Annotated in this window: 22 protein-coding genes; 17 read left to right on the forward strand and 5 right to left on the reverse strand. The window is 64.7% G+C overall.

Annotation, left to right across the window (positions count from 1 at the left end; translation table 11 throughout):
- The first annotated feature begins 15 nt into the window (after nt 1-15).
- Genes CH275_RS28595 through CH275_RS28610 form a run of 4 tightly spaced genes read left to right on the forward strand, consistent with a single transcriptional unit; the run spans nt 16 to nt 3,267 of the window.
- Nucleotides 16-1,032: a glycosyltransferase gene (locus CH275_RS28595; RefSeq protein WP_094681492.1), complete on the forward strand. Its 1,017-nt coding sequence runs from the start codon at nt 16-18 to the stop codon at nt 1,030-1,032.
- Nucleotides 1,029-1,970: an NAD-dependent epimerase/dehydratase family protein gene (locus CH275_RS28600; RefSeq protein ID WP_094681445.1), complete on the forward strand. Its 942-nt coding sequence runs from the start codon at nt 1,029-1,031 to the stop codon at nt 1,968-1,970. Before CH275_RS28595 ends, CH275_RS28600 begins: the two co-directional genes overlap by 4 nt.
- A complete protein-coding gene (locus CH275_RS28605) occupies nt 1,967-2,434 on the forward strand; it encodes a GtrA family protein (protein ID WP_094681446.1) in 468 nt (155 codons plus the stop codon). The genes CH275_RS28600 and CH275_RS28605 overlap by 4 nt, the downstream gene beginning before the upstream one ends.
- Entirely contained in the window at nt 2,431-3,267 is an 837-nt protein-coding gene (locus CH275_RS28610; protein ID WP_094681447.1) for a glycosyltransferase family 2 protein, read from the forward strand. Before CH275_RS28605 ends, CH275_RS28610 begins: the two co-directional genes overlap by 4 nt.
- Here CH275_RS28610 and rfbB read toward each other — a convergent pair.
- The gene (gene rfbB, locus CH275_RS28615; RefSeq protein ID WP_094681448.1) at nt 3,264-4,268 is read right to left on the reverse strand and encodes a dTDP-glucose 4,6-dehydratase; all 1,005 of its coding nucleotides are present in this window, start codon (nt 4,266-4,268) and stop codon (nt 3,264-3,266) included. The two genes, CH275_RS28610 and rfbB, sit on opposite strands and share 4 nt — an antisense overlap.
- A 90-nt stretch (nt 4,269-4,358) precedes the next feature.
- On the opposite strand from rfbB, the gene CH275_RS28620 reads away from it, so the two are divergent.
- Genes CH275_RS28620 through CH275_RS28630 form a run of 3 tightly spaced genes read left to right on the forward strand, consistent with a single transcriptional unit; the run spans nt 4,359 to nt 6,705 of the window.
- Complete coding sequence (locus CH275_RS28620; protein WP_094681449.1) at nt 4,359-5,135, forward strand: hypothetical protein; 777 nt, start codon at nt 4,359-4,361, stop codon at nt 5,133-5,135.
- Nucleotides 5,132-6,340 (forward strand): WXG100 family type VII secretion target, encoded by a 1,209-nt coding sequence (locus CH275_RS28625; RefSeq protein ID WP_094681450.1) that lies wholly within the window; start codon nt 5,132-5,134, stop codon nt 6,338-6,340. The genes CH275_RS28620 and CH275_RS28625 overlap by 4 nt, the downstream gene beginning before the upstream one ends.
- Nucleotides 6,337-6,705 (forward strand): hypothetical protein, encoded by a 369-nt coding sequence (locus tag CH275_RS28630; protein WP_094681451.1) that lies wholly within the window; start codon nt 6,337-6,339, stop codon nt 6,703-6,705. The genes CH275_RS28625 and CH275_RS28630 overlap by 4 nt, the downstream gene beginning before the upstream one ends.
- A gap of 18 nt (nt 6,706-6,723) precedes the next feature.
- Here CH275_RS28630 and CH275_RS28635 read toward each other — a convergent pair whose 3' ends face one another.
- On the reverse strand, nt 6,724-7,242 hold the full coding sequence (locus tag CH275_RS28635) for a maleylpyruvate isomerase family mycothiol-dependent enzyme (RefSeq protein WP_179276394.1): 519 nt from the start codon (nt 7,240-7,242) through the stop codon (nt 6,724-6,726).
- 148 nt (nt 7,243-7,390) lie between these two features.
- On the opposite strand from CH275_RS28635, the gene rfbA reads away from it, so the two are divergent.
- Together rfbA and CH275_RS28645 are read left to right on the forward strand one after the other, a co-directional pair.
- Complete coding sequence (gene rfbA / locus CH275_RS28640) at nt 7,391-8,263, forward strand: glucose-1-phosphate thymidylyltransferase RfbA (RefSeq protein ID WP_094681452.1); 873 nt, start codon at nt 7,391-7,393, stop codon at nt 8,261-8,263.
- Entirely contained in the window at nt 8,260-8,844 is a 585-nt protein-coding gene (locus CH275_RS28645; RefSeq protein ID WP_094681453.1) for a dTDP-4-dehydrorhamnose 3,5-epimerase family protein, read from the forward strand. The genes rfbA and CH275_RS28645 overlap by 4 nt, the downstream gene beginning before the upstream one ends.
- Nucleotides 8,845-8,889: 45 nt before the next feature.
- Here the strand turns inward: CH275_RS28645 and CH275_RS28650 are convergent, their stop codons facing one another.
- Nucleotides 8,890-9,408, reverse strand: a complete 519-nt coding sequence (locus CH275_RS28650; RefSeq protein WP_373453755.1) for a GtrA family protein — start codon at nt 9,406-9,408, stop codon at nt 8,890-8,892.
- A 47-nt stretch (nt 9,409-9,455) separates the two neighbouring features.
- Here CH275_RS28650 and CH275_RS28655 point away from each other — a divergent pair, with 47 nt between their 5' ends.
- From CH275_RS28655 to CH275_RS28665, 3 genes are read left to right on the forward strand one after another with little or no spacing between them, the layout of a single operon-like run.
- Nucleotides 9,456-10,907 (forward strand): FAD-binding oxidoreductase, encoded by a 1,452-nt coding sequence (locus tag CH275_RS28655; RefSeq protein WP_094681454.1) that lies wholly within the window; start codon nt 9,456-9,458, stop codon nt 10,905-10,907.
- Nucleotides 10,904-11,668: a decaprenylphospho-beta-D-erythro-pentofuranosid-2-ulose 2-reductase gene (locus tag CH275_RS28660; RefSeq protein WP_027494796.1), complete on the forward strand. Its 765-nt coding sequence runs from the start codon at nt 10,904-10,906 to the stop codon at nt 11,666-11,668. The genes CH275_RS28655 and CH275_RS28660 overlap by 4 nt, the downstream gene beginning before the upstream one ends.
- A gap of 4 nt (nt 11,669-11,672) precedes the next feature.
- The gene (locus tag CH275_RS28665; RefSeq protein ID WP_218828834.1) at nt 11,673-13,562 is read left to right on the forward strand and encodes a galactan 5-O-arabinofuranosyltransferase; all 1,890 of its coding nucleotides are present in this window, start codon (nt 11,673-11,675) and stop codon (nt 13,560-13,562) included.
- A 73-nt stretch (nt 13,563-13,635) separates the two neighbouring features.
- Here CH275_RS28665 and CH275_RS28670 read toward each other — a convergent pair whose 3' ends face one another.
- Both CH275_RS28670 and CH275_RS28675 read right to left on the reverse strand, forming a co-directional pair.
- Nucleotides 13,636-14,193, reverse strand: a complete 558-nt coding sequence (locus tag CH275_RS28670) for a hypothetical protein (RefSeq protein WP_094681455.1) — start codon at nt 14,191-14,193, stop codon at nt 13,636-13,638.
- Between the two features lie 214 nt (nt 14,194-14,407).
- Nucleotides 14,408-14,881, reverse strand: coding sequence for a hypothetical protein (locus tag CH275_RS28675; RefSeq protein ID WP_094681456.1), 474 nt, complete (start codon nt 14,879-14,881; stop codon nt 14,408-14,410).
- 78 nt (nt 14,882-14,959) lie between these two features.
- Here CH275_RS28675 and CH275_RS28680 point away from each other — a divergent pair, with 78 nt between their 5' ends.
- From CH275_RS28680 to CH275_RS28700, 5 genes are all read left to right on the forward strand, one after another.
- Nucleotides 14,960-15,454, forward strand: coding sequence for a hypothetical protein (locus tag CH275_RS28680; protein WP_094681457.1), 495 nt, complete (start codon nt 14,960-14,962; stop codon nt 15,452-15,454).
- Nucleotides 15,451-15,840 carry a transcriptional regulator gene (locus tag CH275_RS28685; RefSeq protein WP_094681458.1) on the forward strand — a complete coding sequence of 130 codons (390 nt, stop codon included), beginning with the start codon at nt 15,451-15,453 and terminating at the stop codon, nt 15,838-15,840. Before CH275_RS28680 ends, CH275_RS28685 begins: the two co-directional genes overlap by 4 nt.
- Nucleotides 15,841-16,001: 161 nt before the next feature.
- A complete protein-coding gene (locus tag CH275_RS28690) occupies nt 16,002-17,771 on the forward strand; it encodes a glycosyl transferase (RefSeq protein ID WP_094681459.1) in 1,770 nt (589 codons plus the stop codon).
- Nucleotides 17,749-20,958 (forward strand): arabinosyltransferase domain-containing protein, encoded by a 3,210-nt coding sequence (locus CH275_RS28695; protein ID WP_094681460.1) that lies wholly within the window; start codon nt 17,749-17,751, stop codon nt 20,956-20,958. The genes CH275_RS28690 and CH275_RS28695 overlap by 23 nt, the downstream gene beginning before the upstream one ends.
- 75 nt (nt 20,959-21,033) lie before the next feature.
- Nucleotides 21,034-24,351, forward strand: coding sequence for an arabinosyltransferase domain-containing protein (locus CH275_RS28700; protein ID WP_094681461.1), 3,318 nt, complete (start codon nt 21,034-21,036; stop codon nt 24,349-24,351).
- Nucleotides 24,352-24,390 lie beyond the last annotated feature (39 nt).

The following is a 24,390-nucleotide window of genomic DNA, read 5'->3' on the forward strand; positions in this document are numbered from 1 at the left end:
GCTGCTCCGCACCGCATCTCCATCGTGGTTCCGGTCTACCAGGGCGAACGGACGCTCAGTGCGTTGATGGACGAGATCCTTCCGTTGACGCAGGTGACACACACTCCCGTCGGGCGTCCGATGGTCGTCGAAGAAGTTCTTCTCGTCTTCGACCACGGGCCCGACGACTCCGCTGCGGTCATTAGACAGCTCACCGCCGCGCATACGTTCGTGCGCGGTGTCTGGCTCAGCCGCAATTTCGGTCAGCATCCCGCCACCCTCGCCGGAATGGCGTCGAGCGGCGGCGAATGGATCGTCACGATGGACGAGGACGGGCAGCACGACCCGGCAGCCATCGGCGGAATGCTCGATACCGCCCTCGACCGGCAATCCACCGTCGTCTACGCCAAGCCCACCAACGTCGCACCGCACGGACTGTGGCGCAACGCTGCCTCCCGCGGCGCGAAGTGGCTGATCGCCAAAGCTCTGGCCGGGGACAACACCGTCGATTACCAGAGCTACCGCTTGGTGCTCGGTGAAGTCGGTCGCTCCGTTGCCGCGTATGCCGGTTCGGAGGCGTACCTGGACATCGCGCTCGGGTGGATCGCGGGAGACGTCACGACGAGTCCGGTGGCACTGCGGGAGGAGGTGGACCGTCGATCCGGTTACCGCCTGCGGACGCTGCTCTCGCATTTCTGGCGGATGGTGCTCTCGAGCGGCACCAAAGGGCTTCGGATGGTCAGCTTCATCGGCATCGCCTTCGCGCTGCTTGGTCTGATTCTCGTGGCCTACGTGCTGGTGTCGTACTTCGTCTTCGATTCCGGTGCCGAAGTGCGGGGCTGGGCATCGACGATGGTGATTCTGCTGTTCGGTTTCGGAGCCACGCTGTTCTCCCTCGGCGTGGTGGCCGAGTACGTGGGCGTGAACGTCAAGACGGCCATGGGTAAACCGCCGTATCTGATCGTCACCGACCCGGGAAACGGGCCGCTCGGACGTACCGCGCCTGCAGAATCAGCCGAAGATTCCCAGCCGAGCAACACACCGTCGGCGTGACCGCAACGCACACGTGGATCGTCGGCAGCGGCGGACTGCTCGGCGCTGCGGTGACCCGGGAGGCCGGTCGTCGCGGGCACAGGGTGCACACCAGCACCATCCCGTGGTCGGACAGGACGTCCGCCGAACAGGCACTGCTGCAGCGTTGTTCGGAGTTCTTCGACTCTTTTGCCGACGGTGCGTGGAACGTCGTGTGGGCCGCGGGTGCGGGTGTGAACGGCACCAGCGCAGCGCAATTCGCCGAGGAGAACGATCTGATCCGTGCCGTCCTGGCGCGCATCGAGGCCATCGCTGCCGAACGTGCCGAGGACGGGACGGTCTTCCTCGCCTCGTCCGCCGGAGGTGTGTACGCCGGCTCTGCCGGAGCCCCGCATCACGAAAGAACACTGCCGGTTCCGTTGGGCGACTACGGCTTCGCGAAGCTGCAGTCCGAGGCCATCGCGACCGAGTTCGGTGAACGTACGGGGATCAATGTGACCATCGGCCGCTTCGCCAACCTCTACGGGCCCGGTCAGAACCTCGCGAAACCACAGGGCCTCATCTCGCACCTGTGCCGCGGATACCTCATGGCCTCACCCGTATCCATCTACGTGCCGATGGACACGTTGCGCGACTACCTCTACGTGTCCGACGCGGCCGAGATGGTCGCCGACACCCTCACCATGTCTGCCACGCAACAACTGCCACCCACGATCAAGATCTTCGCCTCCGGTGAAGCCGTCACCATCGGCTCGATCCTCGGAGCATGCCGGACGGTGTTCCGCCGTCGGCCGAACGTGGTGCTCGCGGCATCTCCCCTCGCCGCGTTCCAAGGTCGCGACCTACGTCTGCGCTCCACGGTCTGGCCACAGATCGACCGTCGAACGCACCGAACGTTGCCCGCGGGCATCGCCTCGACCCTGTTCGCGACGCGCCAAGCTTTGGGGGTGGGCCGATGACCGAACCACAGACGCCCGCTCCCCCGGCCGGAATGAGCGGTGCGGCCGGGCCGCTGATGCGCATCGTCAAGAATCAAAAGATCGCCTTCCTGCTCGCCGGCGGCGTCAACACTGCACTGGGTACCGCCTGGTTCATCGTGTGGCAGTTGCTCATCGGTGAGCGGTACGGCTACCACGCCGCCATCGTGCTGGGCTATCTGTGCAACGTACTGTGCGCGTTCGCGATGTACCGCTACCTGGTGTTCCGCGTGCGTGGGCACTTCCTGCGCGATCTGCTGAGGTTCTTCGTCGTGAACTTCGGCGCGTTCCTCGCCAACATCTCGCTGATGACGGTCGCCGTATCCGTGTTTCACTTCCCGCCCATCCCTTCACAATTGGTCGTCACAGCAGTGATGGCAGTCGTCAGCTTCTTCGGCTACCGCGACTTCTCGTTCCGCAGAAAGAGCCAGGACCCCACACCATGACACCCCGTGTATCCGTCGTCGTCCCGGCCTACAACAACGCCGAATACCTGGCCGAGACCATCGATTCGATTCTCGCGCAGACCTTCACGGACTTCGAACTCGTCATCGCCGACCACTCGTCGACCGACGACACCCTCGCCGTCGCGCAGAAGTTCGACGACCCCCGCATTCGTGTTCTGACGACCCCTGCCGGTGGCGGCGCGCAAGCCAACTGGAATCGCGTCACCGAAGAGGCCACGGGTGAGTTGATCAAACTCGTCTGCGGCGACGACACCATCGCGCCCACCGCGTTGGCCACCCAGGTGCAGGCGTTCGACGACAACCCCTCCGCCGTTCTGGTCGCCGCCCAACGCACGCTGATCGACGCCTACGGGAAGACCGTCATCGCCGCCCGCGGGCTCGGCGGCCTGCACGGGACGGTCTCGGGTCGAGTGGCCGCCCGAACTGCAGTTCGGGCCGGTGCCAACATCTTCGGTGAACCGGGCGGCGTCATGATGAAGCTCGCGGAGCTCCGCGAGGTCGGCCTGTGGGACAACAGCCATCCCTACCTGATCGATCAGGCCACCTTCATCGCGGTCGCCCTACGCGGTGACATCGTGGCAATTCCCCGGCCACTGGCGTCGTTCCGCATCAATTCGGGACAGTGGAGCGTGGAGCTGGCGACGCAACAGGCACGCCAAGCCGCGGACTTCCATCGCTCGCTTCAGGCCAGTGACCCGAACCTGCTGTCCAACAACGACGTTCGCATCGGCAACGCCAAGGCTCTGATGACGTCGTTCATGCGTCGTGCGGTGTATTTGCTGCTGCGCCACCGGATGTCGCGCAGCAGCTAGGGCAGTACGGACTCTTTTGCCGCATAGACGGCTTCGGTGGCGTCCTTCTGCGGTCGCCACCACTGCTCGTTGTCGCGGTACCAGTCGACGGTCGCTTTGAGGCCGGCGCGGAAGTCGACATACGTTGGTGTCCAACCCAATTCGGTACGCAACTTGGTCGAGTCGATGGCATAACGCAGGTCGTGACCGGGGCGGTCGGTGACGAAGTCGAACGCGTCGGATGCGTTGCCGGTTTCTTCGAGGATCGCTTCGAGGACGGTCCGGTTGTTCGCTTCGCCGTCAGCTCCGATGAGGTAGGTCTCGCCGATGCGCCCGCCGTCGATGATGGCCCAGACTGCGCTGTTGTGATCGTCGACGTGGATCCAGTCGCGCACGTTCTGTCCTGCGCCGTAGAGCTTGGGCCGTGAGCCGCTGAGAATGTTGGTGATCTGACGCGGGATGAACTTCTCCACGTGCTGGTACGGGCCGTAGTTGTTGGAGCAGTTGGAGATGGTGGAGCGGACGCCGAACGATCGGGTCCAGGCGCGCACCAGTAGGTCGCTCGAGGCCTTGGTCGAGGAGTACGGGCTCGACGGGTTGTACGAGGTCGATTCGGTGAAGCGTGCCGGATCGTCGAGTTCGAGGTCGCCGTAGACCTCGTCGGTGGAGATGTGGTGGTAGCGGACGTCGTGTTCGCGGACCGCGTTGAGCAAGGTGGTGGTGCCGATGACGTTGGTGTGCACGAACGGCCACGGGTCGGTCAACGAGTTGTCGTTGTGGGATTCGGCGGCGAAGTGGACGACCAGATCCGTCTCGCGGACGAGGCGATCGACGAGGTCGGCGTCGGCGATGTCGCCGTGCACGAAGTCGATACGATCGGCCACCGGGTCGAGGGACGCCTTGTTGCCCGCGTAGGTGAGCTTGTCGAGCACGGTGACCTGCGAGTCGGGGCGCTGCGCGAGGGTCTGATGTACGAAGTTCGCGCCGATGAACCCGGCCCCACCCGTGACGAGAATTCTCATGAACAGGCACTTTACCGGTGGAGGCTCGTGCGGGCCGTTCGTGTCGGGCGCGCGTGCTAGCTTCTGTTCGACTTCGGGGGGAGTACGTCAATGGGTCTCGGCAAAATTCTGATTCGTCTCGCGGCGTCGGTAGCGCTGCTGTTCGGGATCATGTGGGCAATTCCGCAGCTGGCACCTCCGGTGCCTGAACCGTACGAGGGTGTGCAGGTTCTGCCGCCGGTGTCACCGACACCCGTGGGCTCAACGACGCCCCCACCACCCCTGCCACCGGGGTTCCCGTCGATGAACCGGCCGCCACCGAAAATCGACGTGCCCGACGGGCAGCCGCAGCCCATCGCCACAAAATTCGGCTGGACCTACGACATTCCTGCGGACTGGGAGAATTGGAATGACGGATTCTCGGAGTGGGTCGGCGAGGACGGGTCGACCGCAACGTACGGCGCAATGGGTCTTCATGGTCGATTCGATTGCGAAGGCGGTGAGTTCGAGTCCTCGGCGATCAGCGGAATGACCGGTCGCCGTGCGGGTGACTTGACGGTTCTCGCCTATCAAGAGGCGCAGAAAGCGTCGATGATCTTCTCCAACGAAGACGGGTCTCTGAAACCCAACGTTCGGATCGGAGACCCCGAGTATCTGCAGATCGACGCAGTCCCGGCTGTCCGCTACACAGCCCTGGTGGAAGACATACCGGACTCGCCGTACTGCCCTCCTCCCCGCGCGACGTTCGACGTCGTCACCACTACTGGTTTCGCCACCGCAGAGGTCGCGGTATTCGTCGTGCTTGCCGACCGTGACGTCGAGAACGCACTCACCGACGAGGACGTCGAAGGCCTCATCTCCTCACTACGGAAGAGCTCGACGCAATGACCGAACGGCTCACTGCACGATCATCCGAAATCGCAGGCCTCGGAAATCTCCTCGATCGCATCGGCGTCGATACTCTGGCAAGTCATCGGTATCTACTCGATCATGCGGGTCTGGGCGAGAACGTGGTCGGGCAAATTCTGCAGCGACTCCAGCCGTATCTCGCAGGCTTCCAGGAGATGACGCGCACTCGGCAGGTCCACCTTTCCGACAACTGCATGGAGATGGGTGCCGAACTCAACAAAGCTGCCTGGTTGTATGCCGATCAAGATCAAAAGAACTACGACCTGCTGAACGCTCACACGACACTTCCGCCACTGTCCGGCATCGACCGCGGCAGTTCGGATCGTGCCGCCGTCGGGCACGTGGACGAATTCGAAGGACCCGCCGACTACGGCCGGCCCCACGGGATCGACTACCATTCACCGAATCCCGTGCTCGACGACCTCCGGGACGTACTCGCCGATGCCTCCGAGTGGCTCGGCGAGATCGACCGCACGATCTTCGAACTCTCCGGGTGGAGTCCGCTACGCGAAGCGGCCATCCCCGTGACCGGAAACTGGAACGAAATTCGCCGAATCGGCCAGGCTTACCAGATCGCGGGTGACGCTATGGAAGCTGCCGCGGAGTCGTTCGCGGCAGGGGTGCGCCGCGTGGACGGCTACTGGAACGGCGCTGCCGCACAGGCGTTTACCGACTATGCCGACCGCCAACTGGCCGCAATGCGATGGGAAGGGCCCGCCGGACGAACGATCTCTGCGATCTGTGCGGCGATCTCCGACCAGCTTCGCGAGGCCGCCTTGGCAGTGGTGCGCAAAATCGTCGAGTTATTGGAGTCGGAAGTGGCCGTCGACAATGCCCGCGGTGCATTGAAGGTAGTGATCAAGAAGGTTCCGGTGGTCGGCACAGCATGGCAGGTCGAGAGCATCATCGAAATATGCTGGAAAGCAATGGATCTGACCAAAGAACTCATCCTGAAGATCGAAAAGGTGGTCGATGACTTCGGCGCGTTCCTCGATGCGCTCGGCGATCCCGAAGGCCAAGTGGGCAAGAAGATCGACGACACGTTGCGCCCGCTGAACGACTTCCTCGACGACGGCAAGCAGGCCGTCGAAGCGGTGAAGACCGCGGATATCCGACCGGTACTCGGTACTCCCGACGACGACTTTTCCGTCGGCACCGGCGATGAACCATGGCGGGATGCATGATCGAGCACGTGCCTCCGCACGCCCGCTCCGCCTACGACCGTCTGATGACATCCTGCGGTGAGCTCGAGGCCGCACGCACACGAGCACTCGACACCGACCTGAAGGCTCGAGTCGAAACTCGTATCGTCACGGCGGAACTGCTGGACCGACTGGCGTCCTCACCGCGAGCGTCGGCCGACCTGACCCACTACGCACGCCGCGTCGCGTCGGGTGAATGCAGTTGGGAACGAATCGAGGTGGACGCAGATCCGGTTCCACCGGAAGTCGACGAGCTCAAAGCCGATTCGCAGATCATGTGGCCGAACGAATGGCCGACTTCGACGACGGAGGTCCCGTCTCAGCCGTATCGAATCCCGTGGGAATGAGCCGTCGCCAGCGAAGTCTCAGGAACGCGCGACAGTACGTCCGGCAAATGCCGCGAGGCGCTCGTAGGCATTCGCCCCGTCCGGTGCGGGCTGCTCCGGTTCGAAGGCACCGGCGCGGCGTTCGTCGGTCAAATTCTCGGACATGAACTCCAGCCCGTCTTCCGCGACGGTCGGGTCGAACTCGTCGGTGCCGCGACCGAGTGCGGTCGCGAGGTCCCACGCGTGCACCGAGAATTCCGCAGCGACCATGCCGAGTGGCAGCGGAGATCCTGCGTCGATCTCGGCCAGTAGTTCGCGGGTCCGCTCGGTCCACAGCGGAATCGGGTCGGACGACGGCTCGGGCGACGTCGACCAATCGATGTCGCCGCCCCGAGCCATCGTGACCAAATTGGCCGCGGTGTTCACGAGGTGGTCCGACAGCTCGGCGACGGTCCAGTCGGTGCAGGGCGTGGCCGATGCGCGTTCGGCGTCGGTCACTGCGGAAAGCAGAGCGGTGACCTGATCGATACCGGTGGCGATCTGGTTCGTTGTCGTCACGTGGCTCGTCCTCGGTTCTCGGTCGTCAGATGGTCCCGTCGTCGCAGCTGCGGGGCAGAACGAAGTGTAGGCCGGATTCCACGTCGCGCGTCGAAACGGAGCGGCACAACCGAGCGGGTAATCGGAGGGTCTGGAAGACTTCGCGGTCATGCGGGGAATCATTCTGGCGGGCGGCACGGGCTCGCGTCTTCATCCGATCACGATGGGTGTCAGCAAGCAGCTGGTCCCGGTCTACGACAAACCGATGATCTACTACCCGCTCTCGACCCTGATCCTCGCCGGGATCCGCGAGATCCTCATCATCACCACCCCCCAGGACGCCGACCAGTTCACCCGCCTCCTCGGTGACGGCTCCCAGTTCGGCATCGACTTGACCTACAAAGTCCAACACGAACCGAACGGCCTCGCCCAGGCCTTCGTCCTCGGAGCCGACCACATCGGCACCGACAGTGCAGCATTGGTGTTGGGCGACAACATCTTCTACGGCCCCGGCCTGGGCACCCAACTGTCCCGTTTCGAGACCATCGACGGCGGAGCCGTCTTCGCCTACGAAGTCTCCGACCCCACCGCCTACGGCGTCATCGAATTCGACGACAACCGAAAAGCGATCTCCCTCGAGGAGAAGCCCGCCGCCCCGAAATCGAACTACGCCGTCCCCGGCCTGTACTTCTACGACAACGACGTCATCGCCATCGCCCGCGACCTCAAACCGTCCGCCCGCGGCGAATACGAGATCACCGACGTCAACCGTCACTATCTGGAGGCCGGCCGCCTGCAGGTCGAAGTCCTCCCACGCGGCACCGCCTGGCTCGACACCGGCACCTTCGACTCCCTCCTCGACGCCTCCAACTACGTGCGCACCATCGAACAACGCCAAGGCCTGAAAATCGGATCCCCCGAAGAAGTGGCCTGGCGACGAGGATTCATCACCGACGACGAACTGCGCGTCCGCGCCGACAAGCTCGTCAAATCCGGCTACGGCCGCTACCTGTTGGATCTGATCGACCGAGGGAACCGATGACCTTTCGTGAGTTGAGCATTGCCGGTGCCTACGAATACACCCCACGCCAGTTCGGCGACGACCGCGGCGTGTTCTTCGAATGGTTCAAAGCGTCGGCGTTCGAGGAGACCACCGGGCGGTCACTGGACCTGCTGCAGGCGAACTGCTCGGTCTCCGCCGCCGGAGTGCTCCGCGGGATCCACTTCACCACCAACCCACCCGGGCAAGCGAAATACGTCACCTGCGCCCGCGGGGCGTTCCTCGACGTCATCGTCGACCTCCGCGTCGGATCACCGACGTTCGGGCAATGGGACAGCGTGCTGATCGACGACGTCGACCGCAAAGCAGTCTTCCTCTCCGAAGGACTCGGCCACGCCATCTTGTCGCTGGAAGACAATTCCACCGTCATGTACCTGTGCTCACTCGAGTACACCCCGGCCCTGGACCGCGACATTAACCCGCTCGACCCCGCCCTGGGCATCGACTGGCCCACCACCGGACGCGACGGCACACCCCTGACCTACGAGCTCTCCGACAAAGACAAAGCCGCCCCCACCCTCGCCGAAGCCCTCGAACGCGGAGACCTGCCGAACTTGTCGTGAGCGTTTTGCGTAGGTCTGGCTACGCAAAACGCGCACGAGGGTGAGCTAGCGAATCTTGAAGATCACGAACCGCTGAACGAGGAAGTTGATGACCGTCGCCGTGCCCTGCGCGACGACGAAGGCCACGTTGGCGTACCAGAAGCCGTCGGGAAGAGCCTGGTAGAGCCAGGTATAGATGCCCACCTGGACGGCGAAGGTGACTCCGTACAGCGCAACGACAGCGAAGAACCGCGCCCGCGACGGCGCCGCGTTGAACGTCCATCGGCGGTTGATCAGGTACGCCGTGGTGGTGCCGAGCACGAACCCGATCGCCTTGGCCAGGGTGACCCCGACGCCGAACACGAAATGCAGGAGCAGGTTGACGCCCTGGTCGACGATGGCCGACAGCACACCCGTCGCCAGAAACCGGAACACCTGCGTCTTGAGGTCGAGGGCCGCGTCGGCGATGTTCTCGGTCAGCGGCAGCTCGACGGGCAGCGGGACGTGATGCTGCAGCTCTTCGTCCTCGGGCGACCAGTCGTCGTTCCCGGAGCCGTCTTCGATGGAGCGATCAGGGGTGGACACGAGGACTGACACTAGCCGCTGCCGCGGTGCGGGTACCCTCTTGAGCGATGTCCACGACAGCCGACGACGCACTCTTCCCCCTGGAACCACAGGCCGGGAACACTGCGCCGCTACCCACGCAGACCCGCACGATCTCCGGATTCGGCCGCACCGCGCGCTCGACCGGAGAGGTGCTCGCCACCTCCGACCCCGAGCTCATCGCGAACGCGGTCAAGCAGGTCGCCGAGCAGAACGACTCCAAGCCGTCCTACCTGCGACGAGGCGTCATTCCGCGTGGCCTCGGCCGCTCCTACGGTGACAACGCGCAGAACTCCGGCGGGCTCGTCATCGACATGACGGCACTCAACCGGATCTACAGCATCGACACGTCGACGCGCATCGTCGATCTCGACGGTGGCGTGAGCCTCGATCAGCTGATGCGGGCCGCGCTGCCGTTCGGTCTGTGGGTGCCGGTGCTGCCTGGTACACGTCAGGTGACCATCGGCGGGGCCATCGGCTGCGACATCCACGGCAAGAACCATCACAGCGCGGGAAGCTTCGGCAACCACGTTCGCTCGATGGAGCTGCTCACCGCGGACGGTCAGATTCGCCACCTGACGCCGTCGGGCAAGAACGCCAAACTCTTCTGGGCGACGGTCGGCGGCAACGGCCTCACCGGCATCATCCTGCGCGCGACCATCGAGATGACGCCGACGGAAACGGCGTACTTCATCAACGACGGCATTCGTACGCAGAGCCTCGACGAGACCGTTGCTGCGCACCAGGACGGCACCGAGGACAACTACACGTACTCGAGCGCCTGGTTCGACGTGATGAGCGCGCCGCCCAAGCTCGGCCGCGCGACGATCACTCGTGGTTCGCTGGCGAAGTTCGACGAGCTTCCCGCGAAACTGCAGAAGGATCCACTGAAGTTCGACGCACCCCAGCTGTTGACGGTGCCGGATATCTTCCCGATCAGCGGTTTGAACAAGCTGTCGATGAGCATGATCGGCGAGGCCTACTACCGCATGGGCGGGAACTACACCGGCAAGGTGCAGAACCTGACGCAGTTCTACCACCCACTCGACCTGGTCGGTGAGTGGAACCGAGGCTACGGCCCCAAGGGATTCCTGCAGTACCAGTTCCTCGTTCCCACCGAGGCACTCGAAGAATTCAAGGACATCATTCGGTTTATTCAGCGCTCCGGCCAGTACTCGGCACTCAACGTCTTCAAGCTGTTCGGCCCGGGAAACAAAGCGCCGCTGAGCTTTCCGATGGCCGGCTGGAACGTGGCGATGGACTTCCCGATCAAGGCGGGCCTGAACGAGATGGTGCGCGAGCTCGACAAGCGCGTGCTCGAATTCGGCGGCCGTCTGTACACCGCGAAGGACTCGCGCACCGACGCCGAAACGTTCCACTCGATGTACCCGCGGATCGACGAATGGATCAAGGTCCGTCGATCTGTAGACCCCACAGGCGTTTTCGCCTCCGATATGGCTAGAAGGCTGGAACTGCTGTGACGATAGACGCCGTAGGTAACCCCCAGACGATTCTCGTTCTGGGTGGCACCAGCGAGATCGGTCTCGCGATCACCGAGGAGTACCTGTCGAAGTCCCCGGCACGTGTTGTCCTTGCCGCGCTGCCGAACGACCCGCTGCGCGAGAGCGCCGTCGCCCAACTGACCGCCAAGGGCGCGAAGTCCGTCGACGTCATCGACTTCGATGCACTCGACACCGCGTCGCACCCGAAGGTCATCGACGCAGCCTGGGCCAAGGGTGACGTCGACGTCGCCATCGTCGCCTTCGCCGTCGACTTCGACGCCGAGCAACTCTGGCAGGACCAGCGCAAGGCCGTCCTCGCCGCGAACATCAACTACACCGCTTCGGTGTCGGTCGGTGTATTGCTGGGCGAGAAGATGAAGGCGCAGGCGTACGGCCGCATCATCGTCATGTCCTCGGTGGCAGGCGAGCGGGTTCGCCGCTCCAACTTCGTCTACGGCTCCACCAAGGCCGGCCTCGACGGGTTCTACCTCGGACTCGGAGAAGCGTTGCGCGAGTTCGGACCTCGGGTCACCGTCGTTCGCCCGGGCATGGTGCGCACCAAGTTCAGCGCGCACGTCAAGGAAGCCCCGATGACCGTCGACAAGGAGGTCATCGCGAAGCTCGCGGTGAACGCATCACGCAAGGGCACTCCCCTGATCTGGACTCCCGCGCCCTGGCGCCTGGTGATGATGGTGCTGCGGCACGTACCGCGGCCGATCTTCCGCAAGCTGCCCATCTAACTGCATGACTGTCGGGGTTGCGCCGGCGCGCAGAACTGCTGCTGTCGTCGGAGAAATAGTTGCCGGGATCCTCGTCGCAGTCGTTGTGGCTTCGGTCGGGTTGTACGCCTTCTCACTGGTTCAGTGGCCGGCGTTCAACTCGTCCAACGTCACTCGCTCTCTGACGACCCTGGGCCAGGTAGTAGCTGCGGCACTGTTCGCCACGTCGATCTACCTGTACCGAATCCACAAGTGGCCGTGGATCGCTCGCCTTGCAGCATGGATCGGCCTGTCCGGCTTCGTCACCGTCACCCTCGGCATGCCCCTGGCGGCAACCAAGCTCTACCTGTTCGGTATCTCCGTCGACCAGGAGTTTCGTACCGAGTACCTGACGCGCCTGACCGATTCGGCGTCGTTGCGCGACATGACGTACACCGACATCCCCCCGTTCTACCCCGCAGGCTGGTTCTGGCTCGGTGGACGCGTCGGCAACGTGTTGGGCATGGACGGGTGGGAAGTATTCAAGCCCTACGCAATCGGGCTGCTCGCCGTCACCGCCGTCGTGTCGTTCGTGCTGTGGAAGGCACTGATCCGAGCCGACTGGGCCGTCGCCGTCAGCGCCGTCACCACCGCACTCGTCGTCGCACACGCCTCCCCCGAGGCGTACAGCGCCGTGATCGTGATGCTGTTCGCTCCGGCACTGGTTCTCGCGTGGGGAGCGCTGCACCGAAGCGCATCGGGCGGGTGGGGCGCTGTGGTCGGCACCGGACTCTTCCTCGGTCTGGCCGCGACGTTCTACACGCTGTACCTCGGTTTGGCGGCGTTCACCGTCGTACTCATGGCACTGTTCGCCGCGGTCCTCGCGTATCGCGAGCGGAAGTCCTGGAACGTACTGGTTCCCATCGCGATCAAGGTCGCGGCGATCGCCGCGATTTCGGGCCTCATCGCCGCAACCGTGTGGCTGCCGTACCTGATCGACTTCTTGCGCGGAGCGCCGTCCACCTCGGGCACGGCGTTGCACTACCTGCCCGAAGCCGGTGCAACACTTCCCTTCCCGATGTTCGAGTTCTCTCTGATGGGCGCGCTGTGCCTCATCGGCACGGTGTGGGTCGCGGTGCGGTTCTCGTCCTCACGCCGAGCGCAGGCACTCGGCGTCGGCGTCGTCTCGATCTACCTGTGGACGCTGCTGTCCATGGCCGCCACGGCTGCGGGCACTACGTTGCTCTCGTTCCGTCTCGAAGCGGTGCTGATCGTATTGCTCGGCAGCGCAGGTGTTTTCGGTTTCCTCGAAGGCAGTCACGCGATCTACCAGGCCATCAACGAGCCACCGAAGTTCCGCATCGCCGCCGTCGTCGTGGCGGCCATCGGTGCCATGACCTACGCGCAGAACATCCCCCAGGTGCTGCAGACCGAGATCACCGTCGCGTATTCCGACACCGACGGTGACGGCACCCGCGCCGACATGCGACCCCCGAGCGCGGTCTCGTACTACCGCGAGGTCGACGAGGCCTTGACCGAGCAGACCCAGCGTCCGCGCGACGAAACCGTCGTGCTGACCGCGGACACCTCGTTCCTCAGCTACTACCCGTACTTCGGATTCCAGGGACTGACCTCGCACTACGCCAATCCGCTGGCACAGTTCGATCAGCGAGCCGCTGCCATCGAGCAGTGGACCGAACTCGAGACACCCGATCAGTTGGTCGACGCGTTGAACACCAGCCAGTGGCGCGCGCCGGACGCCTTCCTGTTCCGACGCGGTGCCGACGGCTACACCCTGCGCTTGGCCGAGGACGTCTACCCGAACGACCCCAACGTGCGTCGCTACACCGTCACCTTCCCCGAATCACTGTTCGAGGATCCGCGATTCACCGTGACCGACATCGGGCCGTTCGCGCTGGTGGTCCGCACTGCTTGACCGACCGGACGCGCCTGTCACCGATGGGAATGCGTTGGGCTTCGAATGGACCGGATTCGGTGGATCATCGAAATCAGTACGTGTAGTTGATATCTCGGGAGAAGGTGAACCCACCCGTCGGTGCGGTGCACGCGACTATGTCGTCGGGACCGGACTCACACACCACTCCCCCGCTCGATAGGACTTGGCCGAATTCGAGCACCGGAGCGTTCGCGTTCACGTAGATGCCCTGCGTCGTACACAGGTTTTCCGGACCCGCGGCGGTAACGCGAACAGCGACCTTGTCGTTCTCGGCGTTCGAGCACTGAGGTCCTTCGAAGGGGTTCCTGCCGTCGACGGCCTGACATCCCACTCGGCCCTCGGGCCCATCGGCGTCCCAGATGCCGCAGTGAATGTTGCCCGTCGGCGAAACGAAGTTGTACTGACCACTCTCCGTCCGGAATGTCGCGGGATCAACGTTGCCTGGTTCGTCTCCTGACGGCTGCAAGATCGCGCCACCACCCGGCACCAGGTCGGCTGCCTCCTCCGGCGTGCGCGTCGGCGGAGCGACAATCGATTCCTGTTGGGATTCGACCTCGAGCGAAGTCGACGGCTCAGCCGTAGCCGAACCGGCTGTGGTCTCTGCGGGCACCGGCCTCGACTCCGACGCTGAACTGGTATCCGAATCGGTACTGGCACAACCACTCAGAGCCAATACGCACAACGTCGCGACAGGAACGAAATTCTTCACAGCAGTTTTCACGTCTTCTCTTCTCTTCCGATTCGGAACGAGGACGCTCCGGAGTTTGCGAGGGCATCGTCTTTCGTCGTATGGACTGGCAGGTTCGGTTTGTCTCATCGCTCGTTCAGCGGGCCGGCACGTCGAAGGTGGGGCTCGGCGTGTGCGCGGCGCTCGTTCGGAAGGTGACCGTGACCGGGCCCGCGCCGGTATCGATGTCCAGGTAGGGATTTGCCACGTTGGGCCCCTGGAACCGCCAGCTCGCCACCCGATGTTCGGCGGTTCCGCGGAGGCCGGTGGCATGGTTGAGCCAGTCCGAATAGATGGTCAGATAGCACTCGTACTCGGCTGATCCAGCCCACGCAGGGCTGTACATGTGGGTGATGAAATTCGCACGAATCTCATTGGGGGCGTATCCGCTCGCGACATTCACGTCGACGGTACCGCCGAGACATTCAGGGACCTCGGCGAGCGTGAAGATTCGTTGCTGCGGTGAGAAGAACATCTCCTGGGCACCCGCGTGCGCGGAGCCTGCGCCGATCGCTGCCGCGAGCGCGCTGGAGAGGACGAGTGAACGGGTGATGGCCGGATGCTTTTTCATGACCCTCCGTGCGTGTGTCGTGCGACGGGAGAACCGAACATAACACTTGCCTTTGGAGAAAGTGTTAGTGTTGCCGTCATGGAAAGTCATCAGTCACCGGCCGATGCCCACGAGCTCCTGGGCGCACTCCACGCCGATCGCGTCGCCCTCGCCGACCGTCTCGTTGCGCCGTCCTGGCTCTACCCGGCCTTCGCGGCATCCACCGCCCTGTACGTGGGCACACCGGCGTTGCCGGACGGAAAGGTCAGTGCGGCGCTCGCAGCCCTTCCCGTCGTCGTAGCAATAACTTTGACTCTGCTCTATCCCCGGATATCCGGCGTACGGCCGGCGGCAGTGGGTTCGACCGGCTGGGGCGTTCTGGTCGGGCTTCTGGTCAGCGTGCTCGGCCTGTTGAGCGTGTCCTACGGCGTGGTTGCGTCGCTGTCCGCGTGGTGGGTTCTCCTGCCGCAGGCCATGTGCTTCGTGATCGTGCTGTTCGGGGGCCGTCTGTTCGACGGCGAGTACCGACGCCATCTACACGCCAGAGGCATCCGGCAACTGACCGGTCGGCTAAGCCGGAGCACTTGGTCGTGACCGAAACTCCTAGTGCTGGACCAAGATTCGACGCCGTCATACACGCACCCGTCCGTCTGCGCGTGTGCGGGCTTCTACGCCGAATCGACGAGATCGACTTCGCGATCATTCGCGACACCCTTCGGATCAGCGACGCGTCGCTGTCGAAACATCTCAAAGCGCTCTCCGACGCCGGCTACGTCTCGACGAACAAGACTGCGTCGCTGTCACGTTCGGACGCAAGGAGAGTGACGTGGGTGAAGCTCACGCGTGCCGGCCGTGAAGCGTTCGATTCCCACATCGCCGAACTCGGTGTCATCGCCAACGGCCACCCCGCACCGGCACCGTCTCACCCACCCCTACGAACCTGGAGTCCTACATTCGGCGGAACACCGGAGTTCGGCTGATCGAGTGGGGCTGCGGCCGATGACCGCATCAATGGTTGCGCCCTTGTTGGAATGCGTCTCGCTCGACACTGTCACCGACGGGGAGCCTCGGCGGCACCTCCCGGTGTGACCCAGGTCGTTCGCATTGTCGCCTACCGTGATCTTTCTGTAACCTCGACGCGATGACCACCCACGACCAGAGAGTTCTCGAGCGGAAGCCGACAACGGCACCGGCTCGACACTCCGGCGTCGGACGTGGCGACGTCGTTGCGGCGGTCGGGTTCCTCGTCGCTGCGGTCTACGTCCTGCAGGGTCAATGGCGCAATCTGGGTGGCGGCTACCTCTACAACAGCGGCCAGGATCAGACGATGTGGGAGTGGTTCTTCTCCGTCGCCGCCCATGCCGTCGCGCATCTGGACAACCCACTGTCGAGTGACCTGCAGAATTACCCGCTCGGGGTCAATCTGATGGCGAACACGGCGATGTTCGGCATCTCGATCCCGCTGGCCCCGATCACGTTGCTCTTCGGACCGACGGTGACCTGGGCAATTGCGCTCACCGTTGGACTGGCGGGAACGTCGTTTGCGTGGTTCTGGCTGTTCTCCCGCCAGCTCAACGCGTCCAAGGGTGCCGCTGCACTGGGCGGTGCGCTGTGCGGATTCGCCCCCGGCGCAATTTCTCACGCCAACGGCCACCCCAACTTCGTGGTGCTGTTCCTGCTTCCGGTCATCGCCATGCTGGTCACCCGCATCGCCCACGGCGGCGGAACCACCAAGAACACCGTCGGACTCGGCTTGATCGTCGCGCTGCAGATCCTGCTCGGCGAAGAGCCACTGCTGATCTTCGCGATGTCGTTCGCCATCTTCGCCGTCGTCTACTACGTGTCCAGGCCACGTTCGCTGTGGCCTGCCGTCCGTAACGCCGTTCCTCGATTGTCGGTATCGGCAGCCATCGCACTGACGCTCGTCGCGCTTCCGCTGTGGTGGCAGTTCTTCGGCCCGCAGTCGTACTCGTTCCTCGAACACGGTGCGATGGGCAACGACGCCAAAGCCCTGTTCCAGTTCCCGACGCAGTCCATCGGTGGCGAAGCAACGCCGGGCCAGAACGTCCGCATCAACGCCACCGAGGAGAACGCGTACTTCGGTTGGCCATTGCTGGTGCTGTGCCTGGTGGCTGCGGTGTGGATGTGGCGCGTCGCATGCGCTCGTGCAGCCGCGGCGACCGCCATCGTCATGAGCGTGCTCTCGCTCGGTGCGACCCTGATGATCGGCAAGAACGACACCGGAATCACGCTGCCGTGGACGAAGCTCGCCGAGTATCCCCTCGTCGAGTCCGTCCTCGAAACCCGCTTCGCGTTGGGCGCGGTACCTGCGATGGCATTGCTGCTCGTGCTGGCCACCGATCGGACGTTCCGGAACGGGCTGCGTCCGCTGCCAGCGTTCTGGATAGCCGGACTCGCCCTCGCGCTCGTTCCCTTGATCCCGACGCCGCTGGTTGCCGTCGACAAGTCTCCGACCCCGGAGTTCTTCGCCGACGGCGAGTGGGAGAACTACGTCGACGACGGTTCCGTCGTCACCGTTCCCCTCCCACGGCCAGAGGACGCCCGCCCGCTGCGCTGGCAGATGGACGCCGACATGGGCTTCAAGCTGGCCGCCGGATACTTCGTCGGACCGAGCGACCAAGAAGAGAAGGTCGCCAAGTACGGTGCCGTCGACCGACCGACGGCACTTCTGCTCGGCTCGGTCTACGACTCGGGCACCGTCCCCGAGATCACCGACGATCAGCGCAATCAGGCTGCCGAGGACATGGCTTTCTGGGAAGCCGACGTCGTCGTCCTGCCGCCGAGCAAGAACACCGTCGCCCTGCGCACCACCGTCACCGATCTCCTCGGCGTGCAGCCGAGCTACACCGGTGGCGTGTGGGTGTGGGATGTGCGGACGCTCGTCCCATAGCATCGTCGGCGTGCCCGAGACCGCTCCGAACGTCAAGACCGCCCGACTGATAGCGATCATCACCGGAATCGTCGGTGCAGTCCTGGCCATCGCGACGCCCCTGCTGCCCGTGCAGCAGGACGTCGCCACGCTCTCGTGGCCGCAGAGCTCGTTCGGCAGCGTGAACGCCCCGTTGGTGAGCTACTCGCCCGTCGACCTCGAGGCAACCGTTCCGTGCAGTGCGGCCACTGCTCTCACCGACGGCGGCACGCTGGTCTCCACCGCACCGATCGCCGCTGCGAAGACCGAGCAGAAGGCACTGATCGTGCGGGTCGACGACGGCCGACTGCAGGTGCTGCTGCGTGATCGCGTTCTCGCCGAGGCACCCGTCGACGAGCTGAGCGGTAATTGCGCCCTGACCGTGTCGTCGAACGCCACCCGCACGACCGTCGACCTCGACGGCAACGCGAACACCGTGGACGGCGACATTCGACCCCAGGTCGTGGGCGTGTTCACCGATCTCGCTGCACCGGTCGACGGATTGAACGTGCGCGTGGACATCGACTCGCGCTATTCCTCCGCTCCGACGACGTTCAAATTGCTGGCGATGATCGTGGGCGCACTCGCCGTCATCGCCTCCCTGTTCGCCCTGCATCGGCTCGACAGCCTGGACGGACGACGCCACCGACGATTCCTACCCTCGCGCTGGAAGTCGATCACCGGTGTCGACGCCGTCGTGGTGGGTGTGCTGGTGCTGTGGCACTTCATCGGTGCGAACACCTCGGACGACGGCTACCTGCTCAACATGGCTCGCGTCTCCGAGAACGCCGGCTACATGGCCAACTACTTCCGCTGGTTCGGCGTTCCGGAAGCACCGTTCGGCATGCCCTACTACGACATGCTCGCCGCCCTCGCCAAAGTCAGCACCGCCAGCATCTGGATGCGCCTGCCCGCCACCATCGCCGCACTGCTGTGCTGGCTGGTGATCAGCCGCGAGGTCATCCCCCGCCTCGGGCGCGCGGTGCTGACCAACCGCGTGGCGCTGTGGACCGCAGGCCTGGTGTTCCTCGCCTTTTGGCTACCGTACGACAACGGGCTTCGCCCCGAGCCGATCATCGCCCTCGGCGCACTGCTCACGTGGTGCTCGATAGAACGGGCCATCGCCACCGGACGACTGCTGCCCGCCGCCATCGGCACCCTGATCGCCGCGTTCTCCCTCGCCGCCGGACCCACCGGGCTGATCGCCGTCGCCGCGCTGCTCGCCGGACTACGGCCGATCGTGATGATCGTCGTCAAGCGGGCTCGCCAGGTGGGGCTGCTCGCCGTTCTCGCGCCGCTGATCGCGTCGGGACTGGCGGTGTTGATCGCTATCTTCGCCGACCAGACTCTGAGCACCGTGCTCGAGGCGACCAGGGTGCGCTCGGCCATCGGACCGAACGTGCCGTGGTTCGAAGAACGTGTGCGCTGGGACGCGTTGATGACCATCTCGCCCGACGGCTCGCTCGCCCGCCGCTTCGGCATGTTTGCGATGCTGCTGTGCATCGTCGTCTGTATCGCGGTGATGCTCCGCAAGAACGGACGCATCCCCGGCACGGCCACCGGGCCGTCGCGTCGAATCCTCGGAATCATCCTGGGCGCACTGGCTTTGATGATGTTCACTCCCACCAAGTGGACCCACCACTTCGGTGTGTACGCCGGTCTCGCGGCATCGTTGGCCGCACTTGCTGCCGTTGCCGTCACCGCTGCGACCGTCCGATCTCCGCGCAACAGAACCCTGTTCACTGCCGCTGTTCTGTTCCTGACGGCGGTGGCGTTCACCAGCTCCAACGGTTGGTGGTACGTCTCGAGCTACGGAATTCCGTGGTTCGACAAGCCGCCGTCCATCGCCGGCAAAGGCTTTTCGACGATCCTGCTCGGCCTGACGGTTCTGACGCTGCTCTATGCCGCCTACCAGCACGTCCGATTGCCGTATCGCAGAAAAGAACCCACCACGCGTCGACGCTTCGCGCCGTCCGCGCTGACCATCGTCGCCGGCGGCGTCGTCGCCTTCGAGGTGCTCTCCTTCGCCAAAGGCGCTGTGGTGCAGTACCCGGCCTACTCCATCGCCCGCTCGAACTTCTCCGCATTGGCCGGGAACTCGTGCGGACTCGCCGGTGACGTACAGGTGGAAACCGACGTCAACGGCTCTGTCCTACAACCGCTCGACCCAGCTGCGGACGCACTGGGAGCGGGCGGTGGTACCGGATTCACACCCGACGGCGTCGCCCAGGATCTGACCGCAGACTCCGAGGACACCGCGCAGGGCAGCGCCAACTCCATCCGGCCCGAGGACTCGGAACAGAGCGCAGCGGCAACGTCGTCGAACTCGGCGGGCACGTCGGGCGGCACCAACGAGAACGTCGGAATCAACGGCAGCACAGTCGCTCTGCCGTTCGGCCTGAACCCTGCATCCACTCCGGTGCTGGGTAGCTTCGGTGCTACCGAGCCTGCATCGCTGACCTCGGGTTGGTACCAGCTCTCCGACACCGACCGCGGCGACCTGATCGCCATCGCCGCCGCAGGCCGCATCCGCTCGGTGGACAAGGACGGCGTCGTCACCCCGGGCCAACGCGTCGAACTGGAATACGGACGCCGCGACGGAAGTGATGTGATCGCGCTCGGACGGGTCACGCCTCTCGACATCGGCCCGTCGCCCTCGTGGCGCAACCTGCGGGTCCCGATGAACGACCTGCCCGACGACGCGGACGTCGTGCGCATCGTCGCCGAGGACAACGACCTGGCCGGAGATCAGTGGCTCGCCGTCACCCCGCCGCGCGTACCGAAGACCCAGACGTTGAACTCGCTGGTCGGATCGACCGATCCGGTGTTGCTGGACTGGGCCGTCGGACTCGCGTTTCCCTGCCAGCGCCCGTTCGATCACCGTGACGGCGTCGCCGAGGTACCGAAGTACCGCATCCTGCCCGACCGTACCGGTGCCGAATCGACCAATGCCTGGCAGGACTCGATCGGCGGCGGCCCGCTCGGCTGGACCGAACTGCTTCTCGGTGCGCAGACACTGCCGTCGTACCTCGCCGACGACTACTCCCGAGACTGGGGATCGATCGAGAGATACATGCCACTCGATCCCGACGCGGCGACGGCCGAGATCGCCGTCGAGCAGCAGTCTCGGTCGGGACTGTCCAGCGACGGACCGATGAAAACCGACTGAGGCCCCGTTTTCTGGCAGGTTACGGGGACGGTGCCTGTGTGACCTCTTCGTCACGCTCGCATAACATCGACTCTCGTGCCCGACGTCGTGACAGATTCATCAGCTGGTCCCCCTGTCCCCGCTCCTCTGCGAGCCTCGGACGAACTTCGTGCTCAGGTACGAATTCCACGGCTGATCGCCATGGTGACCGGCGTGCTCGGTGTGCTGTTCGCACTGATCACCCCGTTCGCGCCCGTCACACAGACCACCGCCACCATTTCGTGGCCGCAGAACGGGCTCCTGCAGGACGTGGATGCCCCACTGGTGTCCCAGGCACCGGTGAGCCTCACCGCCACCCTGCCGTGCTCTGCGGTCGCCGCACTCCCCGCGTCGGGCGGGCTGCTGCTGGCGACTGCGCCCCCGCAGGGTGAGGGCGCCGCGCTCAACAGTCTGTTCGTGCGCGTCGGCGAATCGAACGTCGACGTCCTGGACCGCAACGTCGTCGTCGCGACGGCACCTCGCGCCGATGTCCAGAGCACCCGGTGCGCGGCCATCGAGATCACCTCGAACGACCAGTACACCTCCGCGGCCTTCACCGGACTGACGAACGACGACGGCCAAGCGATCGAGGGCAGGCTCGACGGCGATCTGCGCCCCCAGGTGGTCGGCATCTTCAGCGATCTGAGCGGCGCGGCCCCGGCCGACATGTCCGTCACCGTCGACGTCGACTCCCGCTTCTCGTCGTCGCCGACGTTGCTCAAGTCTCTGATCATGATTCTCGCGATTGCCTGCACAGCGCTGGCCATCGGCGCGCTGGGCCGGCTCGACGGCACCGACGGCCGCGCGCACCGTCGCTTCTTCCCGTCCCACTGGTGGAAGTTCACCGGCGTCGACGTCACCGTTCTCGGTGTTCTGGTCGGTTGGCACTTCGTCGGCGCGAACACCTCCGACGACGGCTACCTGCTCACGATGGCCCGCGCCGCCGATCACTCCGGCTACATGGCCAACTACTTCCGCTGGTTCGGCGTCCCCGAGGCACCGTTCGGCTGGTACTACGACGTGCTCGCCGTCTTCGCCAAGATCTCGACCGCCAGTCCGTGGATGAGACTGCCCGCCCTTATCGCCGGAGTCCTGTGCTGGATGGTCATCAGTCGTGAGGTGGTGCCGCGCCTCGGCCGCGCTGTCCGCAAATCCAACGTCGCCCTGTGGACCGGTGGACTGGTGTTCCTCGCGTTCTGGCTGCCGTACAACAACGGTCTGCGGCCCGAGCCCATCGTCGCCCTCGGCGCACTGCTCACCTGGTGCTCGGTGGAACGCTCCATCGCCACCGGCAGACTGCTCCCCGCCGCCGCGGCGTGTCTGATCGGCGCCTTCACCCTCGCGGCTGCTCCCACCGGATTGATGTGTGTGGCAGCACTTCTCGCCGGCGCACGGCCCATCGCGCGGATCGTCGTCCGACGCCACCGTCAGGTCGGCACCCTCGCCCTGCTGGCACCGTTGGCCGCAGCCGGCGTGCTCGTGCTCGTCGTGGTCTTCGCCGACCAGACGTACGCAACGGTCATCGAATCCACCCGCGTGCGCACCATCATCGGCCCCAACGAGGCCTGGTACCAGGACTTCCTGCGCTACTACTACCTGTTCGTGCAGACCGTGGACGGCTCCGTGGCACGCCGCTTCGCGTTCCTGACGATGATCCTGTGCCTGTTCACGACGCTGTTCGTGCTGCTGCGTCGTCGCCGCATCCCCGGCATCTCGAACGGACCGGCCTGGCGTCTGCTCGGCGTCGTGCTCGGCACCATCTTCTTCATGATGTTCAACCCCACCAAGTGGACCCACCACTTCGGTTCCTACGCCGGAATCGCCGGTGGACTCGCCGCACTGACCGCCGTCGCCGTGTCCGCCAGCGCCCTGCGCTCGCGGCGCAACCGATCGTTGTTCGCGGCCGGGCTGATGTTCGTTCTCGCACTGTCGTTCTCGGGCATCAACGGCTACTGGTACGTCTCGAGCTACGGCGTGCCGTGGTTCGACAAGACGGTGTCGCTGGGTGGCAACGAATCAGGCACCCTGTTCCTCATCCTCTTCGGACTGGTCCTCGCCGTCGCCGCATTCCAATACCTGCGCGAGGGATACGCTCCGCCACAACCGAAGCCGGCGTCTCCGCGCGGTAAACGCATCCGAAAGTTCGCCGCCGCGCCACTGACCGTCATCGCCGGAATCATGGTGCTGTTCGAGGTGCTCTCGCTCGTCAAGGGCGCCGTCTCGCAGTATCCCGCATACTCGCTCGCACGCTCGAATGTGCAATCGGTGCTGGGCAATTCGTGCGGACTCGCCAACGACGTGCTCGTCGAGTCGAATCCCAACGCAGGCATCCTGAGCCCACTGGCCGAGGAGTTCGACCCCGTCGCAGGACCCCTCGGCGGCGCAAGTTCGACCCTGCGCAACTTCACCGCCAACGGCATCCCCAGCGACCTGAGCGCCGATGCCGTGGAAGTCAAACCAGGACAAGGCAACACCGACCAACAGGCCGTCGGGCCCGCCTTCGAGGAGGGCCAGAGCTCGGGTACCGCAGGCGGCACCGGCGCGGTGGGCGTCAACGGCTCGAACGCAGCTCTCCCCTTCGGTCTCGACCCCGCCACCACCCCGGTACTCGGCTCGTACCAGGAAGGCATCCAGGAACCCGCGTCGGCCACCTCGAGCTGGTACCAACTGCCCGCTCGTAGCGACGACGCACCCCTGGTCGTCTTCTCTGCAGCCGGACGCATCTGGTCCTACGACGACACCGGAGCCCTCACCTACGGACAGTCACTGCTGCTCGAATACGGCAAACGTCAGCCCGACGGAACCGTCCAGGCCCAGGGCACCTACCTGCCCCGCGACATCGGACCTGCACCCTCGTGGCGCAACCTCCGAATCCCGTTGGCAGACATCGCACCCGACGCCGACGCCGTCCGCATCGTCGCCAACGACCCCAACCTCACCGGCGACCAATGGCTCGCATTCACCCCGCCGCGAGTTCCGGTGATGGAAAACCTGAACACCATGATCGGCAGTGAGCAGCCCGTTCTGCTCGACTGGGCCGTCGGACTGCAATTCCCGTGCCAGCGCCCCTTCGACCACCAGTACGGCGTCGCCGAGGTGCCCGGATACCGCATCCTCCCCGACCGCCCACTGGCCGTCAGCTCCACCGACACCTGGCAATCCGGCGAGAACGGCGGCCCACTCGGCTGGTCCGAACTGCTCGCCAAGCCCGTCACCGTGCCCACGTACCTGAAAAACGACTGGGCCAGGGACTGGGGTTCACTCGAACGCTACGAGCAGTACTACCCCAGCGCCGTGCCCGCAGAACTCGAGACCGCCGACGTCACCCGATCCGGTTTCTACAAGGACGGACAGTTGCGCGTATTCGAGGACTGACCGCCCGCCCGCTTTGCGTCAATGGACCCTTGCACACGT

The organism is Rhodococcus sp. 06-235-1A (genome assembly GCF_002258785.1).
Classification (GTDB): domain Bacteria; phylum Actinomycetota; class Actinomycetes; order Mycobacteriales; family Mycobacteriaceae; genus Rhodococcoides.